16 protein-coding genes and 2 pseudogenes are annotated in these 18,921 nt (G+C 45.7%); 12 read left to right on the forward strand and 6 right to left on the reverse strand.

Annotated elements, in window-relative coordinates; genetic code table 11:
- Nucleotides 1-127: 127 nt before the first annotated feature.
- Nucleotides 128-1,477: a dihydroorotase gene (locus ACN0TT_RS18295; RefSeq protein WP_417763585.1), complete on the reverse strand. Its 1,350-nt coding sequence runs from the start codon at nt 1,475-1,477 to the stop codon at nt 128-130.
- A gap of 193 nt (nt 1,478-1,670) precedes the next feature.
- Between ACN0TT_RS18295 and ACN0TT_RS18300 the strand changes: the two genes are divergently transcribed.
- The 3 genes from ACN0TT_RS18300 to ACN0TT_RS18310 all read left to right on the forward strand — a co-directional run bounded on the left by ACN0TT_RS18300 (nt 1,671) and on the right by ACN0TT_RS18310 (nt 5,462).
- The gene (locus ACN0TT_RS18300) at nt 1,671-2,555 is read left to right on the forward strand and encodes a 6-carboxytetrahydropterin synthase (protein ID WP_417763586.1); all 885 of its coding nucleotides are present in this window, start codon (nt 1,671-1,673) and stop codon (nt 2,553-2,555) included.
- An 86-nt stretch (nt 2,556-2,641) separates the two neighbouring features.
- Nucleotides 2,642-3,442 carry a M23 family metallopeptidase gene (locus ACN0TT_RS18305; RefSeq protein WP_417763610.1) on the forward strand — a complete coding sequence of 267 codons (801 nt, stop codon included), beginning with the start codon at nt 2,642-2,644 and terminating at the stop codon, nt 3,440-3,442.
- Nucleotides 3,443-3,821: 379 nt separating this feature from the next.
- Nucleotides 3,822-5,462: a diacylglycerol kinase family protein gene (locus ACN0TT_RS18310; RefSeq protein WP_417763587.1), complete on the forward strand. Its 1,641-nt coding sequence runs from the start codon at nt 3,822-3,824 to the stop codon at nt 5,460-5,462.
- On the opposite strand, the gene ACN0TT_RS18315 is transcribed toward ACN0TT_RS18310, so the two are convergent.
- Nucleotides 5,459-6,826, reverse strand: a complete 1,368-nt coding sequence (locus ACN0TT_RS18315) for a sigma-54 interaction domain-containing protein (protein ID WP_417763588.1) — start codon at nt 6,824-6,826, stop codon at nt 5,459-5,461. The two genes, ACN0TT_RS18310 and ACN0TT_RS18315, sit on opposite strands and share 4 nt — an antisense overlap.
- 124 nt (nt 6,827-6,950) lie before the next feature.
- Here ACN0TT_RS18315 and ACN0TT_RS18320 point away from each other — a divergent pair, with 124 nt between their 5' ends.
- On the forward strand, nt 6,951-7,454 hold the full coding sequence (locus tag ACN0TT_RS18320; RefSeq protein WP_417763589.1) for a hypothetical protein: 504 nt from the start codon (nt 6,951-6,953) through the stop codon (nt 7,452-7,454).
- A 208-nt stretch (nt 7,455-7,662) separates the two neighbouring features.
- The gene (locus tag ACN0TT_RS18325) at nt 7,663-8,220 is read left to right on the forward strand and encodes a BON domain-containing protein (protein ID WP_417763590.1); all 558 of its coding nucleotides are present in this window, start codon (nt 7,663-7,665) and stop codon (nt 8,218-8,220) included.
- Nucleotides 8,221-8,296: 76 nt separating this feature from the next.
- Here the strand turns inward: ACN0TT_RS18325 and ACN0TT_RS18330 are convergent, their stop codons facing one another.
- Nucleotides 8,297-8,860 carry a VOC family protein gene (locus ACN0TT_RS18330; protein WP_417763591.1) on the reverse strand — a complete coding sequence of 188 codons (564 nt, stop codon included), beginning with the start codon at nt 8,858-8,860 and terminating at the stop codon, nt 8,297-8,299.
- A gap of 11 nt (nt 8,861-8,871) precedes the next feature.
- A complete protein-coding gene (locus tag ACN0TT_RS18335) occupies nt 8,872-9,366 on the reverse strand; it encodes a L,D-transpeptidase family protein (RefSeq protein ID WP_417763592.1) in 495 nt (164 codons plus the stop codon).
- 175 nt (nt 9,367-9,541) lie between these two features.
- On the opposite strand from ACN0TT_RS18335, the gene ACN0TT_RS18340 reads away from it, so the two are divergent.
- On the forward strand, nt 9,542-10,402 hold the full coding sequence (locus ACN0TT_RS18340) for an ion transporter (protein WP_417763593.1): 861 nt from the start codon (nt 9,542-9,544) through the stop codon (nt 10,400-10,402).
- 8 nt (nt 10,403-10,410) lie between these two features.
- A complete protein-coding gene (locus ACN0TT_RS18345) occupies nt 10,411-11,763 on the forward strand; it encodes an MATE family efflux transporter (protein ID WP_417763611.1) in 1,353 nt (450 codons plus the stop codon).
- 52 nt (nt 11,764-11,815) lie between these two features.
- Here ACN0TT_RS18345 and ACN0TT_RS18350 read toward each other — a convergent pair whose 3' ends face one another.
- Together ACN0TT_RS18350 and ACN0TT_RS18355 are read right to left on the reverse strand one after the other, a co-directional pair.
- Complete coding sequence (locus ACN0TT_RS18350; protein WP_417763612.1) at nt 11,816-13,606, reverse strand: SulP family inorganic anion transporter; 1,791 nt, start codon at nt 13,604-13,606, stop codon at nt 11,816-11,818.
- Between the two features lie 169 nt (nt 13,607-13,775).
- Nucleotides 13,776-14,123 (reverse strand): annotated as a pseudogene (locus ACN0TT_RS18355) (integrase core domain-containing protein); the annotation flags it as partial.
- A gap of 296 nt (nt 14,124-14,419) precedes the next feature.
- Here ACN0TT_RS18355 and ACN0TT_RS18360 point away from each other — a divergent pair.
- The 5 genes and pseudogenes from ACN0TT_RS18360 (at nt 14,420) to ACN0TT_RS18380 (ending at nt 18,920) form a co-directional block, all read left to right on the forward strand.
- Nucleotides 14,420-14,863 (forward strand): DUF2798 domain-containing protein, encoded by a 444-nt coding sequence (locus ACN0TT_RS18360; RefSeq protein WP_417763594.1) that lies wholly within the window; start codon nt 14,420-14,422, stop codon nt 14,861-14,863.
- Nucleotides 14,864-15,052: 189 nt separating this feature from the next.
- Nucleotides 15,053-15,220, forward strand: a complete 168-nt coding sequence (locus ACN0TT_RS18365) for a hypothetical protein (RefSeq protein WP_417763595.1) — start codon at nt 15,053-15,055, stop codon at nt 15,218-15,220.
- A pseudogene (locus tag ACN0TT_RS18370) lies at nt 15,145-15,423 on the forward strand (transposase); the annotation flags it as partial. The gene ACN0TT_RS18365 and the pseudogene ACN0TT_RS18370, both read left to right, overlap by 76 nt.
- 391 nt (nt 15,424-15,814) lie before the next feature.
- A complete protein-coding gene (locus ACN0TT_RS18375) occupies nt 15,815-16,393 on the forward strand; it encodes a hypothetical protein (RefSeq protein ID WP_417763596.1) in 579 nt (192 codons plus the stop codon).
- A gap of 22 nt (nt 16,394-16,415) precedes the next feature.
- Complete coding sequence (locus ACN0TT_RS18380; protein ID WP_417763597.1) at nt 16,416-18,920, forward strand: hypothetical protein; 2,505 nt, start codon at nt 16,416-16,418, stop codon at nt 18,918-18,920.
- The last annotated feature ends 1 nt before the right edge of the window (nt 18,921 follow it).

Here is an 18,921-nt window from a genome sequence, read left to right on the forward strand (position 1 = left end):
GTGAGCCTTCAAATCAACTCACTTCATTAGATCAAAGTCCTAGATTGACGTCCAGGACTTTGTCAGCAGTCTGAAAGCGCCCAATGGGCGCTTTATTGTTTTAGGTCACTTGCTAGTGCGTCGCCGATTAACGACGGCTGAACTGCAAACGTTCACCTAAGCTGTTATCAATAAACTTGCTGCCGTCAAATACGTGCTTACCGTTAACCCAAGTACCAGCAATGCTGGCGTTGAATTGGTGACCAGTAAACGGTGACCAACCACAGTGATAACGGATGTTCTCTTTGGTGACTTTAAATGGTGTGTTCAAGTCAACCAAGGCCAAGTCGGCAATGTAACCTTCACGTAGGTAACCACGGTCTTTCAATTCAAAACGTTCGGCCACTGCGTGACTGGTTTTTTGCACGATTTTTTCTAGCGAGAAAATGCCTTGCGCATGCAGGTCAAACAAACTCAACAATGCGTGTTGCACTAATGGCAAACCAGATGGCGCTTTAAAGTAGCTGTCGGCGTGCTTTTCATCCCAAGTGTGTGGCGCATGGTCAGTAGCAATAATGTCGATAACATCATTATTTACCGCTTGTTGAATGGCCAATTGGTCGGCGCGCGTTTTAACTGCAGGGTTACACTTAATCAAGCTGCCGAGTTGTTCGTAATCACTGTCGTTGAAGTACAAGTGATGCACACAGGCTTCAGCTGTAATGTTGGCACCTTTCAGGTCGGCCAGTTTTTTACCCGCTTGGAATAGGTACAGCTCATCAGCAGTGGTTAAGTGCAGAATGTGCAGACGCGATTTGTGCTTAATGGCTAATTCGGCAGCCATTTTAGACGACTTTAAGCACGCTTCGCGGGAACGGATTTCACCGTGCAGTGACATTGGCACATGATCACCGTATTTTTCACGCATGGCCGCTTCGTTTACAGCGATCATTGGTGTGTCTTCGCAGTGTGTCGCGATAACGACAGGAGAGTTAGCGAAGATGGCGTCCAACGTGTCTGGGTTATCAACCAGCATGTTGCCGGTGGAGGCGCCCATAAAGATTTTTACGCCGCACGCTTGGTTAGGATCTAAGCGCTTAATCTCTTCCAAGTTGTCATTAGTTGCGCCCAAGTAGAAAGCAAAGTTAGCTAATGAACTTTGCGAGGCGCGGGTATATTTGTCTTCGAGTGCTTGTAGGTTAGTGGTTTGTGGGTTGACGTTTGGCATCTCCATAAAGCTGGTGATACCGCCAGCAACCGCGGCACGAGACTCGCTAGCAATGGTGCCTTTATTAGGAAAGCCGGGCTCACGAAAATGCACTTGGTCGTCAATCATGCCTGGCATTAAGTATTTGCCGCTGGCATCAACCACTTTTGCATCTGCTGGGGCGCTGATGCTAGTTGCGATTTTGGCGATACGTCCATTTTCAATCAGTAAGTCTTGGGTACTGATGGTGCCTTCGTTCACCACTTGAGCATTTGTGATTAGGGTTTTCATTAGGGTACCTGTTAAGCATTGATTAGTTAGGCAGTGACATAGGTATAATAACGGAATATAAATGGAATTGCTGTCACAGAAATCATTTGATTAGATAGTGACTGTCAACCAACACGGCCAGTTTACTGCACAATTTGCGCTAACATACGGCTATCTTTTAACGAGTGGACTGTTTCTCTACTCAGGAGTATTAATGCAACTTTTTGTTAAAGATCTTACGGTTATCGATTTTTCATACCTTTGTCCGTTCCGTGGCATGGTGGGTGAAAGCTGGATTGTTGATGTTTTACTGGATGGCGGACTCGACCAGCAAAACATGGTGCTGGATTTCGGCAAAGTTAAGAAGCTGATTAAAAAGGTGATTGATGAAGTGGCCGATCATCGGCTGTTGATCCCTACGGCATGTAGCAAGGTACGCTGGCAGCAACAGAGTGATCGGGTATGGATGGATTTTGATAGCAAGCGCGGTAGTATCCATCTGGCATGTCCTGCTGAAGCGTTCGCCTTAGTGCCTGCAGAAATTATCGATTTTGACTCAGTCAATGAGTTCCTACAAAAAGCATTGCGCGATGCATTGCCCGACAATGTGGCAGAAATCAGCCTTACATTGCGCAACGAAATGCTCGATACACCGTTTTATCATTACAGCCATGGATTGAAAAAGCATGACGGCAATTGTCAGCGTATTGCACATGGTCATCGCAGTCCTATCAAAGTTTTTGAAGATGGAGTGTCAGCGCCAGAATGGGATAAATACTGGGCTGACCGTTGGCATGATATTTACTTAGGTACGGAAGAAGACCTTGTGCCTATGGACACCATGAGCCTATCCCCCCAAACCCGCGCCACGGATGACAGCCACTACGGTTTTCATTATCAAGCGCCGCAAGGCGACTTTCAATTAGCTATTCCCAAGGATTGCTGCGAAATAATTCCACACGATACCACTATCGAATTGCTCGCTAAGTTCATGGCTGATACCTTGGCCGCTAAAGTGCCGGGTAAGCAATTCCGCGTGATGGCGTTTGAGGGCATTGGTAAAGGGTCCATTGCCAATGCGCAGGTGGCGCGCAGCTAATTAGTTAATGTGTTAAGGAGTCGCATAGTTTGAAAAACATCGGAAGCAAAATCGCCTTACTCAGTTGTTTGCTGGTTACGCCAGTAATGGTTGCCCAAGCGGAGGATGCAAGTCGCATCAGTTTACAAGGCAAAATGGAGCAGGGCGCGTTGGTGCGTGGTGTCACAGAGCCTGGCAGTGAAATCAGCTTAGATGGTAAACCGCTACGGGTGAACAAGGCCGGACAATTTGCCTTTGGGTTCGAGCGTGATGCGACTCCAGACCATAAACTCGCTATTCGCTATCCCGATGGCCACACTGAAGAACTAAGCCTTAGCATCGCGGCGCAAGATTATAAAATTTCGCGCTTAACTGGCATCAGTAAAAAGATTATGGAGCCGAATCCCGCTGATGTGGCGCGTGCCAAAAAAGATTCACAAATGGTGCGTGAAGCTCGTGATACCGATAGTGATTTAAGCGCCTTTGCTGGCAAGTTTATCTGGCCGGTGACTGGGCGGATTTCCGGCGTATACGGTAGCCAACGTGTCTATAATGGTGTTGCGGGAAATCCGCACTATGGTGTTGATATTGCGCGGCCGACCGGCACGGTGGTGGTGGCGCCAGCAGATGGCGTCATTACACTAGCGGTGCCTGATATGTTTTATTCAGGCGGCACTATGATTATTGATCACGGTTTAGGTGTGAGTTCCTCTTTTCTTCACCTCAGTAAGTTGTACGTGAAGCCGGGTACGCAGGTAAAGCAAGGGCAAAAAGTGGCTGAGATCGGTGCTACAGGCCGCGTAACTGGCCCACATTTAGATTGGCGTATTAACTGGTATCAAATGCGGCTCGATCCGCAAACGGTCGTACCTGCAATGTCAACGGTATTACCGCAGAAGAGTCAATGAGTTAGTTGTTCCGTCGAAAGTGAAATCCTTGCCAGTGATCGGTAAAAAATGCTTATCGCTCAGTTGGCGAGGACAACTTCGCCAGATTAAATATAATTTAACTATATGAAAAAAAAGGAGATGTTGTTTTATACTCCATTTGGCATGTAACTGGCATTAGCGTTCCCTGCTAATAATAAATCAGTCGTGGAGGAGTTATGCTTGGATGGAGTCTATTCGTTAGTACAGTATTTTTACTGATCACCCCAGCCGTTTTCGGCTTTGATTCTCAAAATCAGCTTCTTGGAATATCCCCTGACTTTGTACTTGCGCTATTAGGCATGGCGTACGCGACGCATGTTGTCGTTAATATGCTGCAAAAACTACAGGACAAAGCCCTATGCCGTTAATTGTAACCTATGCCGTGGTAGCGCTAGTAGCGTTAGTGCTTGGCTATTGGTTACCGTTGGCATTTGCTTGGCTATGGCCACTATTGCTGTGGTTAAGTGTTTCATTTGCTTTAGTGGCTGTAGCGTATGCACTGCATCGCCCGGCAATTTTCCGTAAAAACAGTAATGGCCGTGTCGGCCCCGTCATGCGTTGGGTGCTATTTCCGTTCTTGATGGTGATGACGCTATATAACAATCTCGCTCGCCGCTTTGAGTCCGTGCCGATCATCAGCGAAATAACGCCAGAGCTATTTCTGGGTAGTCGATTGATTTATAGCGACTTAGACGAACTGAAAGCACGCGGTATCGACGCGATTTTAGATGTTACCGCTGAGTTTGATGCCATTCCTGCGGCAATATTAGCTGAGGCGGGTATCAATTACCTTAATGTGCCAGTGTTGGATCATGATGTGCCAACCACGGCGGCGTTACGTCGAGCGTTGCAATGGCTATCGCGCCAGCAACGCCTTGGACGCAAAATCCTCGTGCATTGCGCGTTAGGACGGGGCCGCTCGGTACTGATGGTCGCCGCTTGGCTGCTGACACAAGATAGCGATGTGACGCTAACCGATGTGTTGAAAACCATTAAAAAACACCGTGACACCATCTCCTTGAACGCACGTCAGCTTAAGTTATTGCAAACGTTGTGGCGTTCAAACGAGTTTGCCGCCAAGCAGCGCTTATGGCTGATTGTTAATCCGGTAAGCGGCGGTGGTAAATGGGGCCAACATCGTGAACATATCGAGCAGCGTCTTAATGAATTTTATGATGTGCGGGTGCTAGAAAGCTCGCCTGACACATCGGCTCGTCGACTCGCGCAACGCGCCTTATTAGAAGGTGCCGATGTACTGGTGGCCGGTGGTGGTGATGGTACTGTCACCGAAGTTGCATCGGTACTGGTCGGTAGTGATTTACCGTTAGGTATTTTGCCACTAGGGACCACCAATGCGTTGAGCCACGTTTTATGGGGCATCAGCGCGAAAATAGACCCTATCAACTCAGCGCTGGACAACATTCTAAATGGTGAGCAACGGCGCATTGATACGGCTACCTGTAACGGGCGTACAACGCTACTGCTGGTTGGCGTCGGTTTTGAGGCGCAGATGATCAAAGAGGCCGATCGAGAGCAGAAGAACCAGCATGGCGAGATGGCTTATTTGCAGGGATTTTGGAATTCGATTAGCAAAAACAAACTATTGCGTTTAAAAGTGCGTATTAATAACCGCAAACCTATGTATCTCAATACTGGGTCACTGACCGTTGCCAATGGCGCGCCAAATACCACATTGCTGGCACAAGGTGCGGGTTACACGGATCTGCGTGATGGTTTGCTTGATGTGACTTGGCTAACGCCACATGAAAATGAAGAGTGGGGAAAACGGCTGTTTACGCTGGCCGAGTTAGCGCTAAACGGGCTAACGGGTAAAGGATTAGATATTCACGCCCATCACGTAAAAGTAAAGCGACTGCGAATAAAAGCATCGCAGCCGCTCGATTATGTGATTGATGGTGAAACCGCTCGCGCTAGAAAGCTCGATATCAAAGTTAGAGCTGCATCACTCAATGTACTATTGCCACCAGGTGAACGTTAGCGTTCATCATCTTGCTGGTATTTTTCAAGCTTGTTGTACAGCGTTTTCACGCTGATCCCCAGTTGGTCGGCAGTGGTTTTACGGTTGCCTTGGTTTTCCGCTAAGGTAGCCTCAATTGCTGCGCGAGTTAAATCTTCCAGAGGGATCCCCGCTGGAATATTTTCTAAACTGGCGTTTTGTTTATAGCCATCACCGAGAAAATCTTGCTGTAACTGCAGGTGATGCGGTTGGATAACATCGTCAGCCAGAATATAGGCGCGTTCAATACAGTGCTTAAGTTCACGCACGTTGCCCGGCCAATGATAATCAGCAATTTTACTGATAGCTTCGGACGATATACCAATCTCGGTATGTTCCTGCGCATTACGGTAGGCGAGAAAATGTTTGGCTAGGCCAGTAATATCTTCATCGCGCTCACGGAGTGGTGGGATCATCAGCGGAAATTGCGCCAAGCGGAAATAGAGATCTTCACGGAAAATCTCCTGCTCAATGGCTTCCGCTGGGTTGCGGTTTGTTGCCGCAATTACCCGCACGTTGGCTTGTTGAATGTGCTGGCTGCCCACTGGACGGTATTCTCGGTTTTCTAGTACCCGCAATAATTTCACTTGGTGCGCTAATGGCATTTCAGTGACTTCGTCCAAAAACAATGTGCCGCCTTCAGCTTGTGCGAAGAACCCTTGGTGGTCTTTCACCGCGCCCGTAAACGCCCCTTTGATGTGTCCAAACAGCTCGCTATCAACCAACTCTGGCGATAATGCGCCGCAATTGACCGCGATAAATGGGCCGCTATTGCGTTGGCTCGAAAGGTGCAATGTGTGCGCAACTAACTCTTTACCTGCACCACTTTCGCCCATGATCAGCACTTGGGCTTCACTGTTGGCAACCTTGCGGATAGTACGATAAAGCTTGCGCATTACACTTGATGAGCCAACCAATAGACCAAATTGATCTAGTTCGCTGATGGTGACTTGCTCGCTAGTTTTTATCGCCAGCTGCGTGGTGTAGTCGTCAATAAAATCGTCAAGTATTTCTTGTAGCAGCTTTAGGTCGAGTGGTGGCCTTAGGTGAAAACCTGCCCCTGAGCGGATGAGTTTATCGAGCGTTACGTTGGGTTGTCCGTTGCTGATAAATACCCATTCAAGCTCCCCTGGCAGTTGGCTGCTAACGATATGGTCCAGGCCCGACGATATGTCGTCAGTCATTTCAATCAGTGCCAAGTGGACGTTGGCATTAAGTAATGCCTGTTCCCATGATTCATCCTCAGATGCGTAGATAAAGTGGCAACCTTTACGTGCAAGTACCGTAGAAAGCTGCTTTTTTAACGTATCGCTTTGGATATGAACAAAAATTTTAGGTGTAGGCATGATTCATTCCTTGAAGGAGCAAAGGCTACTTTATGCCAGTTTTAATTGTGACACAAATCAAACTTTAAAGTTGGTACAGCAATTGAATTGTTTTTAACAAACTCGCTAATTAAGGGGGTATAAAGTGTACTTAGAGTCTCCCAGTCACTATGTTGCCGAGGCGCCGGATCGCGCGTTGTTGTACCTTAGCCTACATTTGCTGATGGATGGCTTAATACAACGGCAACGAGCACTGCAATGTGTTGAAAATTACAGTGTCAGAAACGCGCTTGGCAAGTTACTGCGATTGCATCGCAGTATGTCAATGCGGTTGGTCGATATTCTGCAATTAGATATGCAGCATGTTGATCAATGGCCTTCATTAAAACAGATAGTTACCTCATTACCCACCGGGGCACAGCGGCGTTATAGCCACACCCAGCGTCTGCTAGAAAATAGCGGTGAATCCACCTATATCGAGAGTGACGATTTAGCCCGCCCAGAGCATATTTTAGTTGGCTGGCTGAGGTACGCCTGCAGCATTTTTTGTAGTCCCAGATTGAAGGCATTGGTGGCCGATATGATTGCCGCTTGGCAGATCTGTTTGGAGGGAATTAACAGCGAATTGCTAACGGCGGAACCTCGGTAAAAATTACTCACTAGCGCGAAATTGTTACAGGAGATGGGACACGAAAAACAAGATAGGAAATATCTGCTACTTTAAATAAATAAAATAAAACAATAGGTTATGAAAGTTGGCACTGTTCTGGCAATAGTGAAAGCGACAAATTTCGAAAATGATGTTCATTCATATTTCGACTCTCAGCGAAAGCTGAAACATGACCAAGGAGGTTATTATGAACAGCAAGATGACGAAAACTGCAATTGCATTGGCCGTATTGATTCCTGCTTTTACCGTATCAGCGCAGGATTGGAAAGACGATGCCAAGGACGCGTGGATTGACGGTAAAGCTGAGACAGTTTTGCTGCTAAACACTAACCTGAACAACTTCGACATCAACACTGATGTGACTGACGGCAAAGTTGTATTAACTGGTAAGGTCGACAGTGATGTAGATAAGGCGTTAGCCGCTGAGTTGGTTGAAGGTATCGACGGTGTTGAGTCTGTTGAAAACAAACTGACAGTAATGTCGAACTCATCAAGTAAAGATGCTTCTGATGAAGATGGTCAGGTACTTACCGACACTAAGATCACTACCGTAGTGAAAACTCGTTTGTTGTTTGAGTCTGAAGTATCAGGCACCAACATCGAAGTAACGACTAAAGAAGGTGTTGTGACCTTAGAAGGTACGTTGGAGAGCGAAGCTGAAAAAGATCTGGCTTTGGCCATTGCACGTAACACTGATGACGTTAAACGTGTGGTCGACAACCTTAAGATTGATGCCAACTCATAATTGAGTGACAAGCATCTAAGCTTATTGTGTTGCTCCCCAAAACAGCCTCATTACGAGGCTGTTTTACTATGTAGGCTTAACTAGATTGTTCGCTAGCAATGATGGCTTCGATAGTGTGGGGATGCACTTTGACACAAACGCCACCGCGTTTGAACGCGATAGTCGGATTAGCAAGCCGTTCAGTCGCCGCCGAGGGCGAGCTGGCTTTAACTTTGATATCGCTGTTACCCGCAAATACCTCGCTCAGCATGGGTGATAGCGCGAGCAGTTGTTGTTGTAACTGCTGACAATCTTGCGCTTGCTCTGGCAACACCAACTCGACATGCTCCCAACCTTCTTGCGGATAGGGCTTGTTAGGATAGGGCAGCTCGATGCAACTTACTGAGCGCCCAGCAATCGTTAATGGTTGCTGCAACTTAATAATTAAAATTGGTCGACCATTAATGATGTTATTGGAGATGATTTCTCCGTGCTGCTGCAACGCTTGCGATAATTCATCGGCGCTGGCGGCAGTATTGACCCGTACCGCAGCGTGATCACACTGCGTGAGCGATACTAACCCTAAATCGTTAATTAGCGCGGTAATATTGGTAGAAAATCCTGCCAAGTTACTTTGCAACTGCTGATAGCACTGACTCATCAAGTTACCCCCTATGGCCAGATTTCAATTGGTGTACCGGCTTTAACCAGTTGCCAGATCTCATCCATCTGTTTATTGGTGACCGCGATACAACCATTGGTCCAGTTGTATTGTTGGGCTTCTTCTGCTGGCAGTAGTGAGTGGGGATTTTCGCCGTGGATCATAATTTGACCACCGGGATTAATCCCCAATGCTCTAGCGCGGAAAATATCTTCGTCATTTGGATAAGAGATGTGAATCGCACGATAGTAGCTGCTGTTAGGCTTTTTGTAGTCTAAGACGTAACGGCCTTCCGGGGTGCGTTGATCTCCCTCTTTGAGTTTATGACCTGCGGGTTGGTCGCCCATGGCGATGCGGTATTGCTTTAGCACTTTTCCGTGCTGTAATAACTGCATCGTCGATTTAGATTTTTTGATAACCACTAAATCAACTTGTTCGGATGCCAGCGCAACGCGAGAAAAACTCAGCAACAGCAAGCTGATAACTACAGGCTTAATTAACAACATGGGGCTATAACGCACTCTCTAGTAATAATGACGGAAAACGCTGCATCATACCCAATCCCAGCAAGGGATAGAAGTCTTGGGATGATGCTGTATGATTATGACCCCAAATAAGATTAGCAAGTGAAATCGTGCGGCTAAAATGAATTAGTTGCGGGTTCAAAGGGAACATTGAGTTATGAGTAAAACTGCGCCATCAGCTGAACATGATAATCCCCTCAAGAAAAAACTTCGGGAAGTGATTTTTGGGACGGAAACCCCAGCTGGACGCCGCTTTGATTTGGCATTAATTGCCTGCATTGTCCTGAGTGTCGCCTTGGTGTATTTGGACACCGTAGCTGAAATTCATCAGACTTACGGCAAATGGATCTATCTGCTGGAATGGGTCTTTACGCTGATCTTCACTGTAGAATATGGCTTACGTTTGTACTGTTCGACCAATCCGATCCGCTACAGCCTAAGTTTTTACGGTATTGTGGATTTGCTCAGTATTTTGCCGAGTTATCTGGCGTTGTTCTTCCCTGGGGCGAACATGACTTTGGTGATTCGTGTGCTGCGCCTGTTCCGTATTTTCCGCGTATTGAAACTGCTGCGTTATTTGAGTGAAGGCAACATGCTGCTGCGCGCGATGATGGAGTCTTCGCGCAAGGTGTTTATCTTCTTCTTTTCGGTCAGTTTGATCATCATGGTGCTGGGCGCGGTGATGTATGTCATCGAAGGGCCAGAAAACGGTTTTACTTCCATTCCTAAATCGGTGTATTGGACGATTGTCACCATCACTACGGTTGGTTATGGCGATATTACGCCGCACACCAGCCTCGGGCAGGCTATTGCCGCACTTACCATGTTGCTTGGTTACTCAATCATTGCTATTCCTACAGGGATTTTGACGGCAGAGATCGGACAAGAGATCAATCGCAGTCGTGATTTACGCCGTTGTGCTAACTGTTTGAAGAAAGGCCATGAGCCTGCCGCGCATTACTGTGACAACTGCGGTAGTGAATTAGAGGCACCGCTGTCGGAGTCTAAAGACGGATGAACCAACCGATAAGAAGCGCCAAGTTTATTGAAGGCAGCATATTACGGCATATCTTAGTGATGAGCTCGACGGCGGCGATGGGGATCTCCGCTGTGTTCGTGGTTGATCTTATTGACATGTTTTTTCTAAGTTTTCTTAATGACGTGCGCGTAGTGTCTGGCGTGGGCTTTGCCACTACGATTTCGTTTTTTACTATTTCAATCGGTATCGGTTTATCAATAGCGTTGGGAGCGTTGATGTCACGCGCAATTGGTGAGCATGATTGGGATAAAGCGAAGCGTATCTTAATTAACAGCTGTGTGGTGACTGCGCTGGTGGCTTTGCTGATGGCTAGCCTCGTATTAAGTCTGGTTCCATCATTATTAGCCTTGGTGGGTGCTGGCGGTAAAACAGCCAGTTACGCCGCGAGTTACCTGTACATTCTAGTGCCGTCTATGCCCATTATCTGCTTGAACATGTCCCTGAGTGGCGCACTTCGTGCGGTAGGAGACGCTAAGTTATCGATGTATTCTACTTTGGTGGGGGCCGTCGTTAATTTTGTGCTGGACCCATTACTGATTTTTGTACTCGATATGGGCATTGAAGGGGCGGCGATTGCCTCGGTCGCAGCGCGCGTTGCGGCGTTTGGTATATCGGCCTATGGCATTTTTTATAAACACCAGTTGTGGTCTCCATTCTCACCGTTGAGTTTGCGGCGAGATATACGGGCAATTGCCGCTATCGCGCTACCCGCGATGTTGACCAACCTTGCCACACCATTTGGCAACGCCTTTGTGACTAAATCGATTGCTGATTTTGGCGATAGTTATGTGGCAGGTTTTGCCATCATTGGCCGTATTACACCGGTTGCCTTTGGGATGATATTTGCGTTGTCGGGAGCAATCGGCCCAATTATCGGACAGAACTACGGCGCGGGTTTGTTGCTGCGCTTACGCGACGCGTTGACTCGGTCACTGCAGTTTTGTGTGGCATACGTAGTGGCAATCTCGCTGTTATTGCTGTTGCTACAGGATTATTTGATCAGCATGTTTGATATGGAGGGCGATGCTGCGTCACTGATCCATTTCTTTTGCACTTGGCTGGCGGTGTTTTTTAGTTTTAACGGGGCGTTGTTTGTGGCCAATGCCTGTTTTAACAATCTTGGTAAGCCGCGTTTTTCGATGTACTTCAACATTGGCAAAGCAACGTTAGGCACCATACCGTTTGTGATTGTTGGCGCCGATTGGGGCGGTGCTTATGGTGTGCTGTTTGGTCAAGCGTTGGGGTCTGTGCTATTTGCGGCCATTGGTGTATTTAGCGCCTACCGGTTGATTAATGAGATTACTGTTGGACAGCAACTGTCTAACCCGTGCAAACGTTAAGTTGGCCGTGGTTTGGCATTAGCGACATTACATCGCTAATGCCAATAATTACTCACAGTAATGAATGCGCCAGCACTTCATCAGGATCATCCTGCTTACGCACTTGTGGTGCCAATCCCTGTGATACCGCTGCTTTATAATTTTGCAGCATGCGTACAGCCATGGTGAGGTCAGGGCGGATGATGATGCCGCCTTCTCCGGTTTCTACGCCGGAAGATTCGCACCATGCCAACAACTCTCGTTTGCGTCCGGCCAAAATTAAGGTAATGCCTTGTTTACGCAACTGCTTGTAAAGTTCATCGATCATTGCCATCACGCTTAAGTCCAAATGGCTAAAGCAACTCACGCCATCAACTATCACCGTTTCTACCGGCGTTTCGGCATTGGCGATACGCATCAGCAAGCGTCGTTTAAAATAAACGGCATTAAAGTAGGTCAGTGGCGAATTAAAGCGGTAGATAAGAATGCCGGCGATGGGTTTCACTTTATCGCTTTTGCCTAAACTCCGCAGAATGCCTTTTTGATTAACCCCGAGGATCTGGTCATCCGGCCGCATGACGACTTTTAAAAATTGGAACAACCCCAGCAACACTGCCAAAGTAATGCCGGGGATCACGCCGATAAACAATACCGCGAGCAAGGTAATCACCGCCAAGGTGAATGCACCGTTATCTCGTTTTCTAAGGCGCCATAATGCTTTGATGTCGATCAGTGAGATGGAGGCGATGACCAGTACGACACCAAGGGCAGAGGCGGGGATGTATGCCAGTGGCGCAGTGGCAAACAGAATGATCACTAAGATGATTAATGCGCTGATGACCGATACCAATTGGGTCTTACCGCCATTAGCATCGTTTACTGCGGTGCGGGAATCGGCGCCACTCACGGCAAATCCTTGTGCGGCAGCAGCGGCAATATTAGCTAAGCCGAGGGCCCGAAACTCTTTATCAGCATCAATGTCATAGCCGTTTTTGGCAGCAAAACTACGGGCGGTCAGCATCATACTGATAAAACTCACCATCGCTAAGTTGAGCGCGGGCATGACCAACTCACGCATTAACCCTAGCTCGAATACGGGGGCTTGAAAGTCTGGTAAACCGCTGGCGATACTACCGACGACCGCAACACCATCATCGGACAAACTCAATGCCCAACTAACATAGGTAGCAACGGCGATGGCAATCATTGCAGCTGGCCAATGGGGGCGCATTAATTTAGCCAGTATGAAGAACATCAAGGTGAGCAGGGCGATGGCCAGCGTATACCAATGGGTTTGTGCGAGATATTGCGGCGTATGCAGCAGGCGTTCTAATAGATAAGGCTCTTGGTAGCGGAAACCTAAAATTTTAGAAAACTGGCCCACAATGATGGTAATCGCCACGCCATTAAGTAACCCCATCAGAATCGGTTTGGATAAGAATTCTGCCAAGACCCCAATGCGAAAGCGGGAGGCGAGCAGGCACCAGATCCCCGTCATAAAGGTCATGGTCATGATCAATTGCCAATGGCGTTGTGGATCTCCCGCTGCTAGCGGCGTCACTACTGCGGCGAGCACCGCACAGGTAGCGGCATCGGGGCCGACAATCAATTGCCGTGATGAGCCAAAAATCGCATACACCAGCATGGGCAATACACAGGAATACAGACCTACCACTGCACTGACACCGGTTAATTGCGCATAAGCAATGGCTACTGGCAACGCCACTGCAGTCACAGATAACGCCGCGCGCAGATCGTCTTTAAACCAGATGCGTTGGTAGTGGGTAAATAGCGTTAAACCGGGGAACCAATCGGTGAACCGATGGATAAATGATTGGTTGGCATTTTTGGTAACCTCGTCCATCATCTAGCGAGCATACTCATACGTGAAGAATGTATCATTTATGACATGAAATCGGTGAATTCGCGAGGTGCATCATACTAATTACCGCGGTTAGCTGCTTTTTTGGTCGTGAGTGTTCAATTCCATCAGTGCACATAAAATGTCCCGTCCTAAGATAAGTTGACAGTTTTTAGGCCAGCTCCAGTAGCTGGCCTTTTCTATTGTGCACCTGATTTGGTGTTGCCATATTCAAACTGAGATGCGGTCTCATTTCGTTGTAGATTGCTATCGATTCTCTAACAAGTAACTTTAGCTCTTCAAGCGTCCTACAGCGGTACAGTAAAAACTCCTGCTACAGTATGCCATTCACTCTTTCCGCTAATGCATTCTGATAGCAATCATAACCATCTGTCATTGACGGCTGGATTTGATTGGCCTGAAGCGCATTCTGATAGACAACTGAGCAGTATTGCGAACCCCGGTCTGAGTGATGAACCGCATTGCCGATATAACGCTTATCTCTGACGGCCATTTTTGTGAGTCGCTTTAGGTGTAGTTTGGGGCAGAATGGGTACAGAGAATGATGTAAGATTCTGAGTTCGCGCATCTTGTTGATCATTTATTGTTTTTTGGCGAAATCATTAGATCCTGAAACAGGATGCACATCCACCATAATTTGCTGATATCGTTAATTGTTATCAGAGGATTCTTCAGTGCTTAGCTAGGGCGGTTTTCTTGTATAATTTGTTCGCCCAATAAACATGGTTGATATAGTCAACTATATTCGTTAAAGTAGCACATCCTAATTTTTAGCTCATCTATTGAAAGTAACGAATGACCTTAAAGAAACTCGCCATTACGCTACCCGCACCTCTTTGTATTGTCAGCTGTTTATCCTGCTTTATGACCTACCTAAACCATGGTATGAGTGATGATTTTTTCCTGCAGTGGCTGAAAGCCTTGGTATTCTCATTAATTGTGATGCTACCACTAGCAGGATTGTTGATTATCAAAATTGGCCAATTTGTTGAAGGCCGTTTTGCCAACCTATCATCACTGAAACAAAAATTATTGCAGTGTGGCTTAATTGCCTTGAGCTTAGAGCTAATCCTAAGTGCGGTGAACACGCTATCGGTTGTGCCGCTGACGAACATAGAACAGTTTCTCACAAGCTGGTTGTTCACCTTAGTTAAAGCTTATCCGCTGGGATATATCATCGCCATGATTATGGTGTTTTTGGTGAAACCACGTATTCAGCGATCATTGGCAGCGGTTTAGGTTTAGATAGTTTGTCTCATCAAAAAGCCAGCATGATTACTTAATGCAGATCAGTTAAGCCAGATCGCTTGATGATCTAATTGAAAGGATCAAAATCCGATGACCCCATGTCATCGGATTAAATGTGTTGGTCCGCCTCCCTTTTCAGCAACTATGCTGAGATTATGCATAGACAGGAGGTAGACCATCATGTTTATTCAAGTACTCGGTATCAATTTAGGCAAGTCAAACTTTCATATTGTAGGCCATGACCGCGTTGGTAAACACTCAAGAGCGACTGGCATGCAGTGGTCACCGTTGATGTTGCAGGCTGGCACACTAAGGATATGGCAACGCCTTTCTCCAATCCCACTTTAATTAAGCTCCCCGCCTATTCCCCAGAGCTGAAGCCAACGGAGCAAGTTTGGCAATGGCTCAGACAACACTGTCTTTCCAACCGAGTATTCGATTGCTACGAGAAAGTTGTTGATCAAGTATCCCGAGCTTGGAATACCGTTATTGAGGATACTGGTCGGGTTAAATCTCTGTGCTCCAGAGATTGGCTAAATCTGACCAGATAATTAATCAAATTGGTATAACGGGTAAATATTTCTTTCATCAGCAGCAACAGTCACCGCATACCGCTACGCAAGATGTTGCGTAGCAAGAGAAATTATTGGCAAAACTTGCAGAAATCAGTGGTGAACGTTTGAAAGCAAGAGAGTAATTAAAACTAAGTCAGATAGTGCAGGGGAGCGAAGAAGATTTGGTACACCCGAGTGGACTCGAACCACCGACCCCTACCATGTCAAGACATTGTTCAGAGCTAAATAATACCAGTAAAATCAATATATCCCTTATAAAACAGTAATCAATGACTCATACCTTTGATCTATATCACTCCAATCTTTGTCAAAATGGTCACAAAATGGTCTAAAATAAAAGTATCTAAAACAGACTAAAGTTGGCGCGATGGAAAATGGTGATACTGAGCTTTTGAGGTTTGATAATTCACTTTTCGAACAAGTGGAAGTACTTCAGATCAAAATCTCTGATTTGATTACCGATGATGCTATCGACGAAATTTTTAAGGTTGCTAACCCAGTTTCTGGGTTAAGAACATCTAAGCAGTCACTCAGTGATTCGGCTTATTTATTCAACTTGCTGTCAATTCAATCCCCCATCATTTGCTATCGTGATCGTAAACGTTTCAAAGCACTTACTGGTTGCTTCACTTTAATAAAGCTGCGAGCGGCAATAGCTCAACACCTTTTACCGTTAGATCATGCGGTGATGGTTTTTGTTCTGAAAAAGAGGCCTTCAGTTGCTCTGCGGCGTAGCATTGTACTGTTTGATCTTACAAATGACCTTTTAGCGAAATGCTTCGTTAGCGATACGAAAAAAATTAGCTTTTTCCTTAGAGCTTGGTTCCGAAAAGATGAAGGGAAAAAAAGCATCTATCAGTCAAAAGAGTGGTTAACGTATTTTCCGTCGTTGAACACCTCTGCGAAAGTTGCCGAATTTTTATCAATTTCAAAGGCAGACTTATGACTCTTAGTCTGAGGGCCTAATAATGCCTACTCCGATAATCGAAGACATTCACAAATTTCTTCCTAGAGCCACTGACGGCCATCACTCAAATCTTGAGCATTTATTGGAGGTCATAGATTGTCCTGATGACTTTAGAGGATTACAGAAAGTAATATCAACTCTAGAGTATATGTTCTCGGTCCAGCCCAAGAAATTCAGTTCACTTATTGGATTGAATGAGCAAGTCGCAGGCGAACTATTGGAGTGTTTTACCGAAGTCAGTGATGACTACGCAAAGCAATACACTAATCAAAGTCACGGAAAAGGCTGGATGAGTAAGCGTCCCATCTATTCATTGCTTTTCATATTTTTTGACTATTTGAATCTTGAAGCTGCAATTGCACTTATGACTTTTTTGGAACATTACATTACCAATGAACAAAAGGTTGCTGGAGCAGGGCGAGAAGAATCCTCAGTAAGGGCATTTAGACTTTTGTACACTGATAAAAATGTCTCAAGGCATTGTTTTGAGAGCAGATCCGCACCTGAAATGTGTCAGTGCCTTAAGATATATCGAGAAAAAATTAAACTGCAATATGATGAAAACTTCGCTCCCTCGACTCTGTTAGCTTATTTGCTCGAATTGGAACATTTCTATCGCCTTGATTGGAAAAATCGAGAACCTCGGCAACGTGTTAGCAATCATAAGGTTCGTGCATCCTATAGCAGGAAAAAGATCGAGCGTGTTATTGGTTCTGAAAATCTATACACCGCATCTCTAAATAGCACAAGGATTGATCGTTACTTTGAAGGGGAAGGCGTTACAGCAACAGAGGACTATCCAGAACTATCAATTGTTAAAACTGAACAGCCTACAACGCTGAAGCCTAATTACGAAGAACCTGATATATCCGTTATAAAAGATATCGCTAAAATTCGCGAGGTTAACTGGAACATAGCCAATGACGTACGACGTAGTCACAACATCACGCGTATGGGAAGGAACGTTCTACAACCGCATGAATTAAGTTACTTATGGATGGAGCTTCAAAGCGATAAGCAAGGGAAAATCCAGCAGATCCCCCACAGCAATATTAAGTTAATACTACTGTTTGTCATGCTGACTGGGAGGACTTTAGAGTCTGCTTGCAGATTGCCCATTGCGTTCACATCACAAGATGACTTCACTGGTCTTATGGTTACAGATGTTGGATTAAAATTGATAGTTGCACCTCGGCCAACATCAACCAAAGGACGTCATTCGATAAATAAAAATTTACTGAATACAAAGATATCTGCAACGCTACACTTGCCTAAATTTTTTCACTCAATGGTGATGAGAACAGACATAAACGGTTGTGGCAATTTGTCAGGAGGTTACAGCGTTACTAACTACCGAAAGGCGATTGAATCATTTTTAAAAAATATTAATCAAAAATTCGATACCCAGATTAGCTTGAAGCGAATGGAGTTCTTTTTACCTAACATTGTCATGGCGGATGAAACCGTAGACCCCGTATTGCTTGAAATTGTTACTGACAAACTTAGCTATTACAGCAGATCTCCACGTCATTATGCGTGGTACACGGAAGCAGAAATTAATCAAAAACTTCAAAAATTATGGTTTAGCATTTTTGAACGTATTCAGTTTTTCGACGGCGCATTTGAGATCCCTGAACTGGAGGTTTTGAAAACTGTTGATGACCGATGTGGAATCGGCTCTCAATTTACACCAACTAGAACCTCGATTATCGATTGGGTCACCCGATATCAAGTCAGTTTGAAAAGTTATGTTGCGTTTGATGTTGTAAGGGATTTAGAACATCTAATTGATTATCATAATAAATATACCATTTACACCGCGATTCTTTTCCTTAATGGATCGGGGTACAGGGCTGTTAATAACCCATTACCTTCTTTTGATTTGTTACTATCACGTTACGACGGTTTGTGCATTTCCGATAAGGATTCTAGGTTAACATTTGCTCATACACGAATAGTTGCATGTCCAAGTATTTTGAAAGAGCAGCTCGCTTATTATATGGAGCACCTGAAGACACTCGCCAACTTGCTTAATCATCTCTTACCAAAGGAATCTGCTCACCTATATTTGCAGTGTTGTGATCATCAACTGATAAATCTGCAGGGGAAAATCGAAAAAACTGACTGGTTCTTGTCTGTTAAAAATTCAAAATCTAACGATGGTCTATTTTTGCTTTTCGTCAAGAATGACGCCGATGATAAAGACTGTGAGGATGACACTTACAGAAGCACTAACCTTGGCCCAAAGTTACTTAGCCAGTTTATTGAGTTACCTACGAACTTCGGGCGCCACTTCGTAAGGCGTTATTTGCAGACAAAAAATGTACACCAGGAACTGATTAAGTTTCAGTTAGGTCATTGGGTTGCTGGAGAAACGCCGTTAGAAAAACACTCGTCGTTGAGTCATGAGGCTGCCATTCAACAACTTAAGCCTATTCTAGATGATATGTTGTCGGAGCTAGGTTGGTCTGCTATTCCTTCACTGATAACGCGTAAAAGAGCCTAAC

The organism is Shewanella sp. (assembly GCF_048265805.1).
Taxonomy (GTDB): domain Bacteria; phylum Pseudomonadota; class Gammaproteobacteria; order Enterobacterales; family Shewanellaceae; genus Shewanella.

Coding starts and splice junctions, on each gene's coding strand:
- ACN0TT_RS18295 (WP_417763585.1), bottom strand. CDS start 1,477: ATGAAAACCCTAATCACAAATGCTCAAGTGGTGAACGAAGGCACCATC.
- ACN0TT_RS18300 (WP_417763586.1), top strand. CDS start 1,671: ATGCAACTTTTTGTTAAAGATCTTACGGTTATCGATTTTTCATACCTT.
- ACN0TT_RS18305 (WP_417763610.1), top strand. CDS start 2,642: ATGGTTGCCCAAGCGGAGGATGCAAGTCGCATCAGTTTACAAGGCAAA.
- ACN0TT_RS18310 (WP_417763587.1), top strand. CDS start 3,822: ATGCCGTTAATTGTAACCTATGCCGTGGTAGCGCTAGTAGCGTTAGTG.
- ACN0TT_RS18315 (WP_417763588.1), bottom strand. CDS start 6,826: ATGCCTACACCTAAAATTTTTGTTCATATCCAAAGCGATACGTTAAAA.
- ACN0TT_RS18325 (WP_417763590.1), top strand. CDS start 7,663: ATGAACAGCAAGATGACGAAAACTGCAATTGCATTGGCCGTATTGATT.
- ACN0TT_RS18330 (WP_417763591.1), bottom strand. CDS start 8,860: ATGAGTCAGTGCTATCAGCAGTTGCAAAGTAACTTGGCAGGATTTTCT.
- ACN0TT_RS18335 (WP_417763592.1), bottom strand. CDS start 9,366: ATGTTGTTAATTAAGCCTGTAGTTATCAGCTTGCTGTTGCTGAGTTTT.
- ACN0TT_RS18340 (WP_417763593.1), top strand. CDS start 9,542: ATGAGTAAAACTGCGCCATCAGCTGAACATGATAATCCCCTCAAGAAA.
- ACN0TT_RS18350 (WP_417763612.1), bottom strand. CDS start 13,606: ATGGACGAGGTTACCAAAAATGCCAACCAATCATTTATCCATCGGTTC.
- ACN0TT_RS18360 (WP_417763594.1), top strand. CDS start 14,420: ATGACCTTAAAGAAACTCGCCATTACGCTACCCGCACCTCTTTGTATT.
- ACN0TT_RS18365 (WP_417763595.1), top strand. CDS start 15,053: ATGTTTATTCAAGTACTCGGTATCAATTTAGGCAAGTCAAACTTTCAT.
- ACN0TT_RS18375 (WP_417763596.1), top strand. CDS start 15,815: ATGGAAAATGGTGATACTGAGCTTTTGAGGTTTGATAATTCACTTTTC.
- ACN0TT_RS18380 (WP_417763597.1), top strand. CDS start 16,416: ATGCCTACTCCGATAATCGAAGACATTCACAAATTTCTTCCTAGAGCC.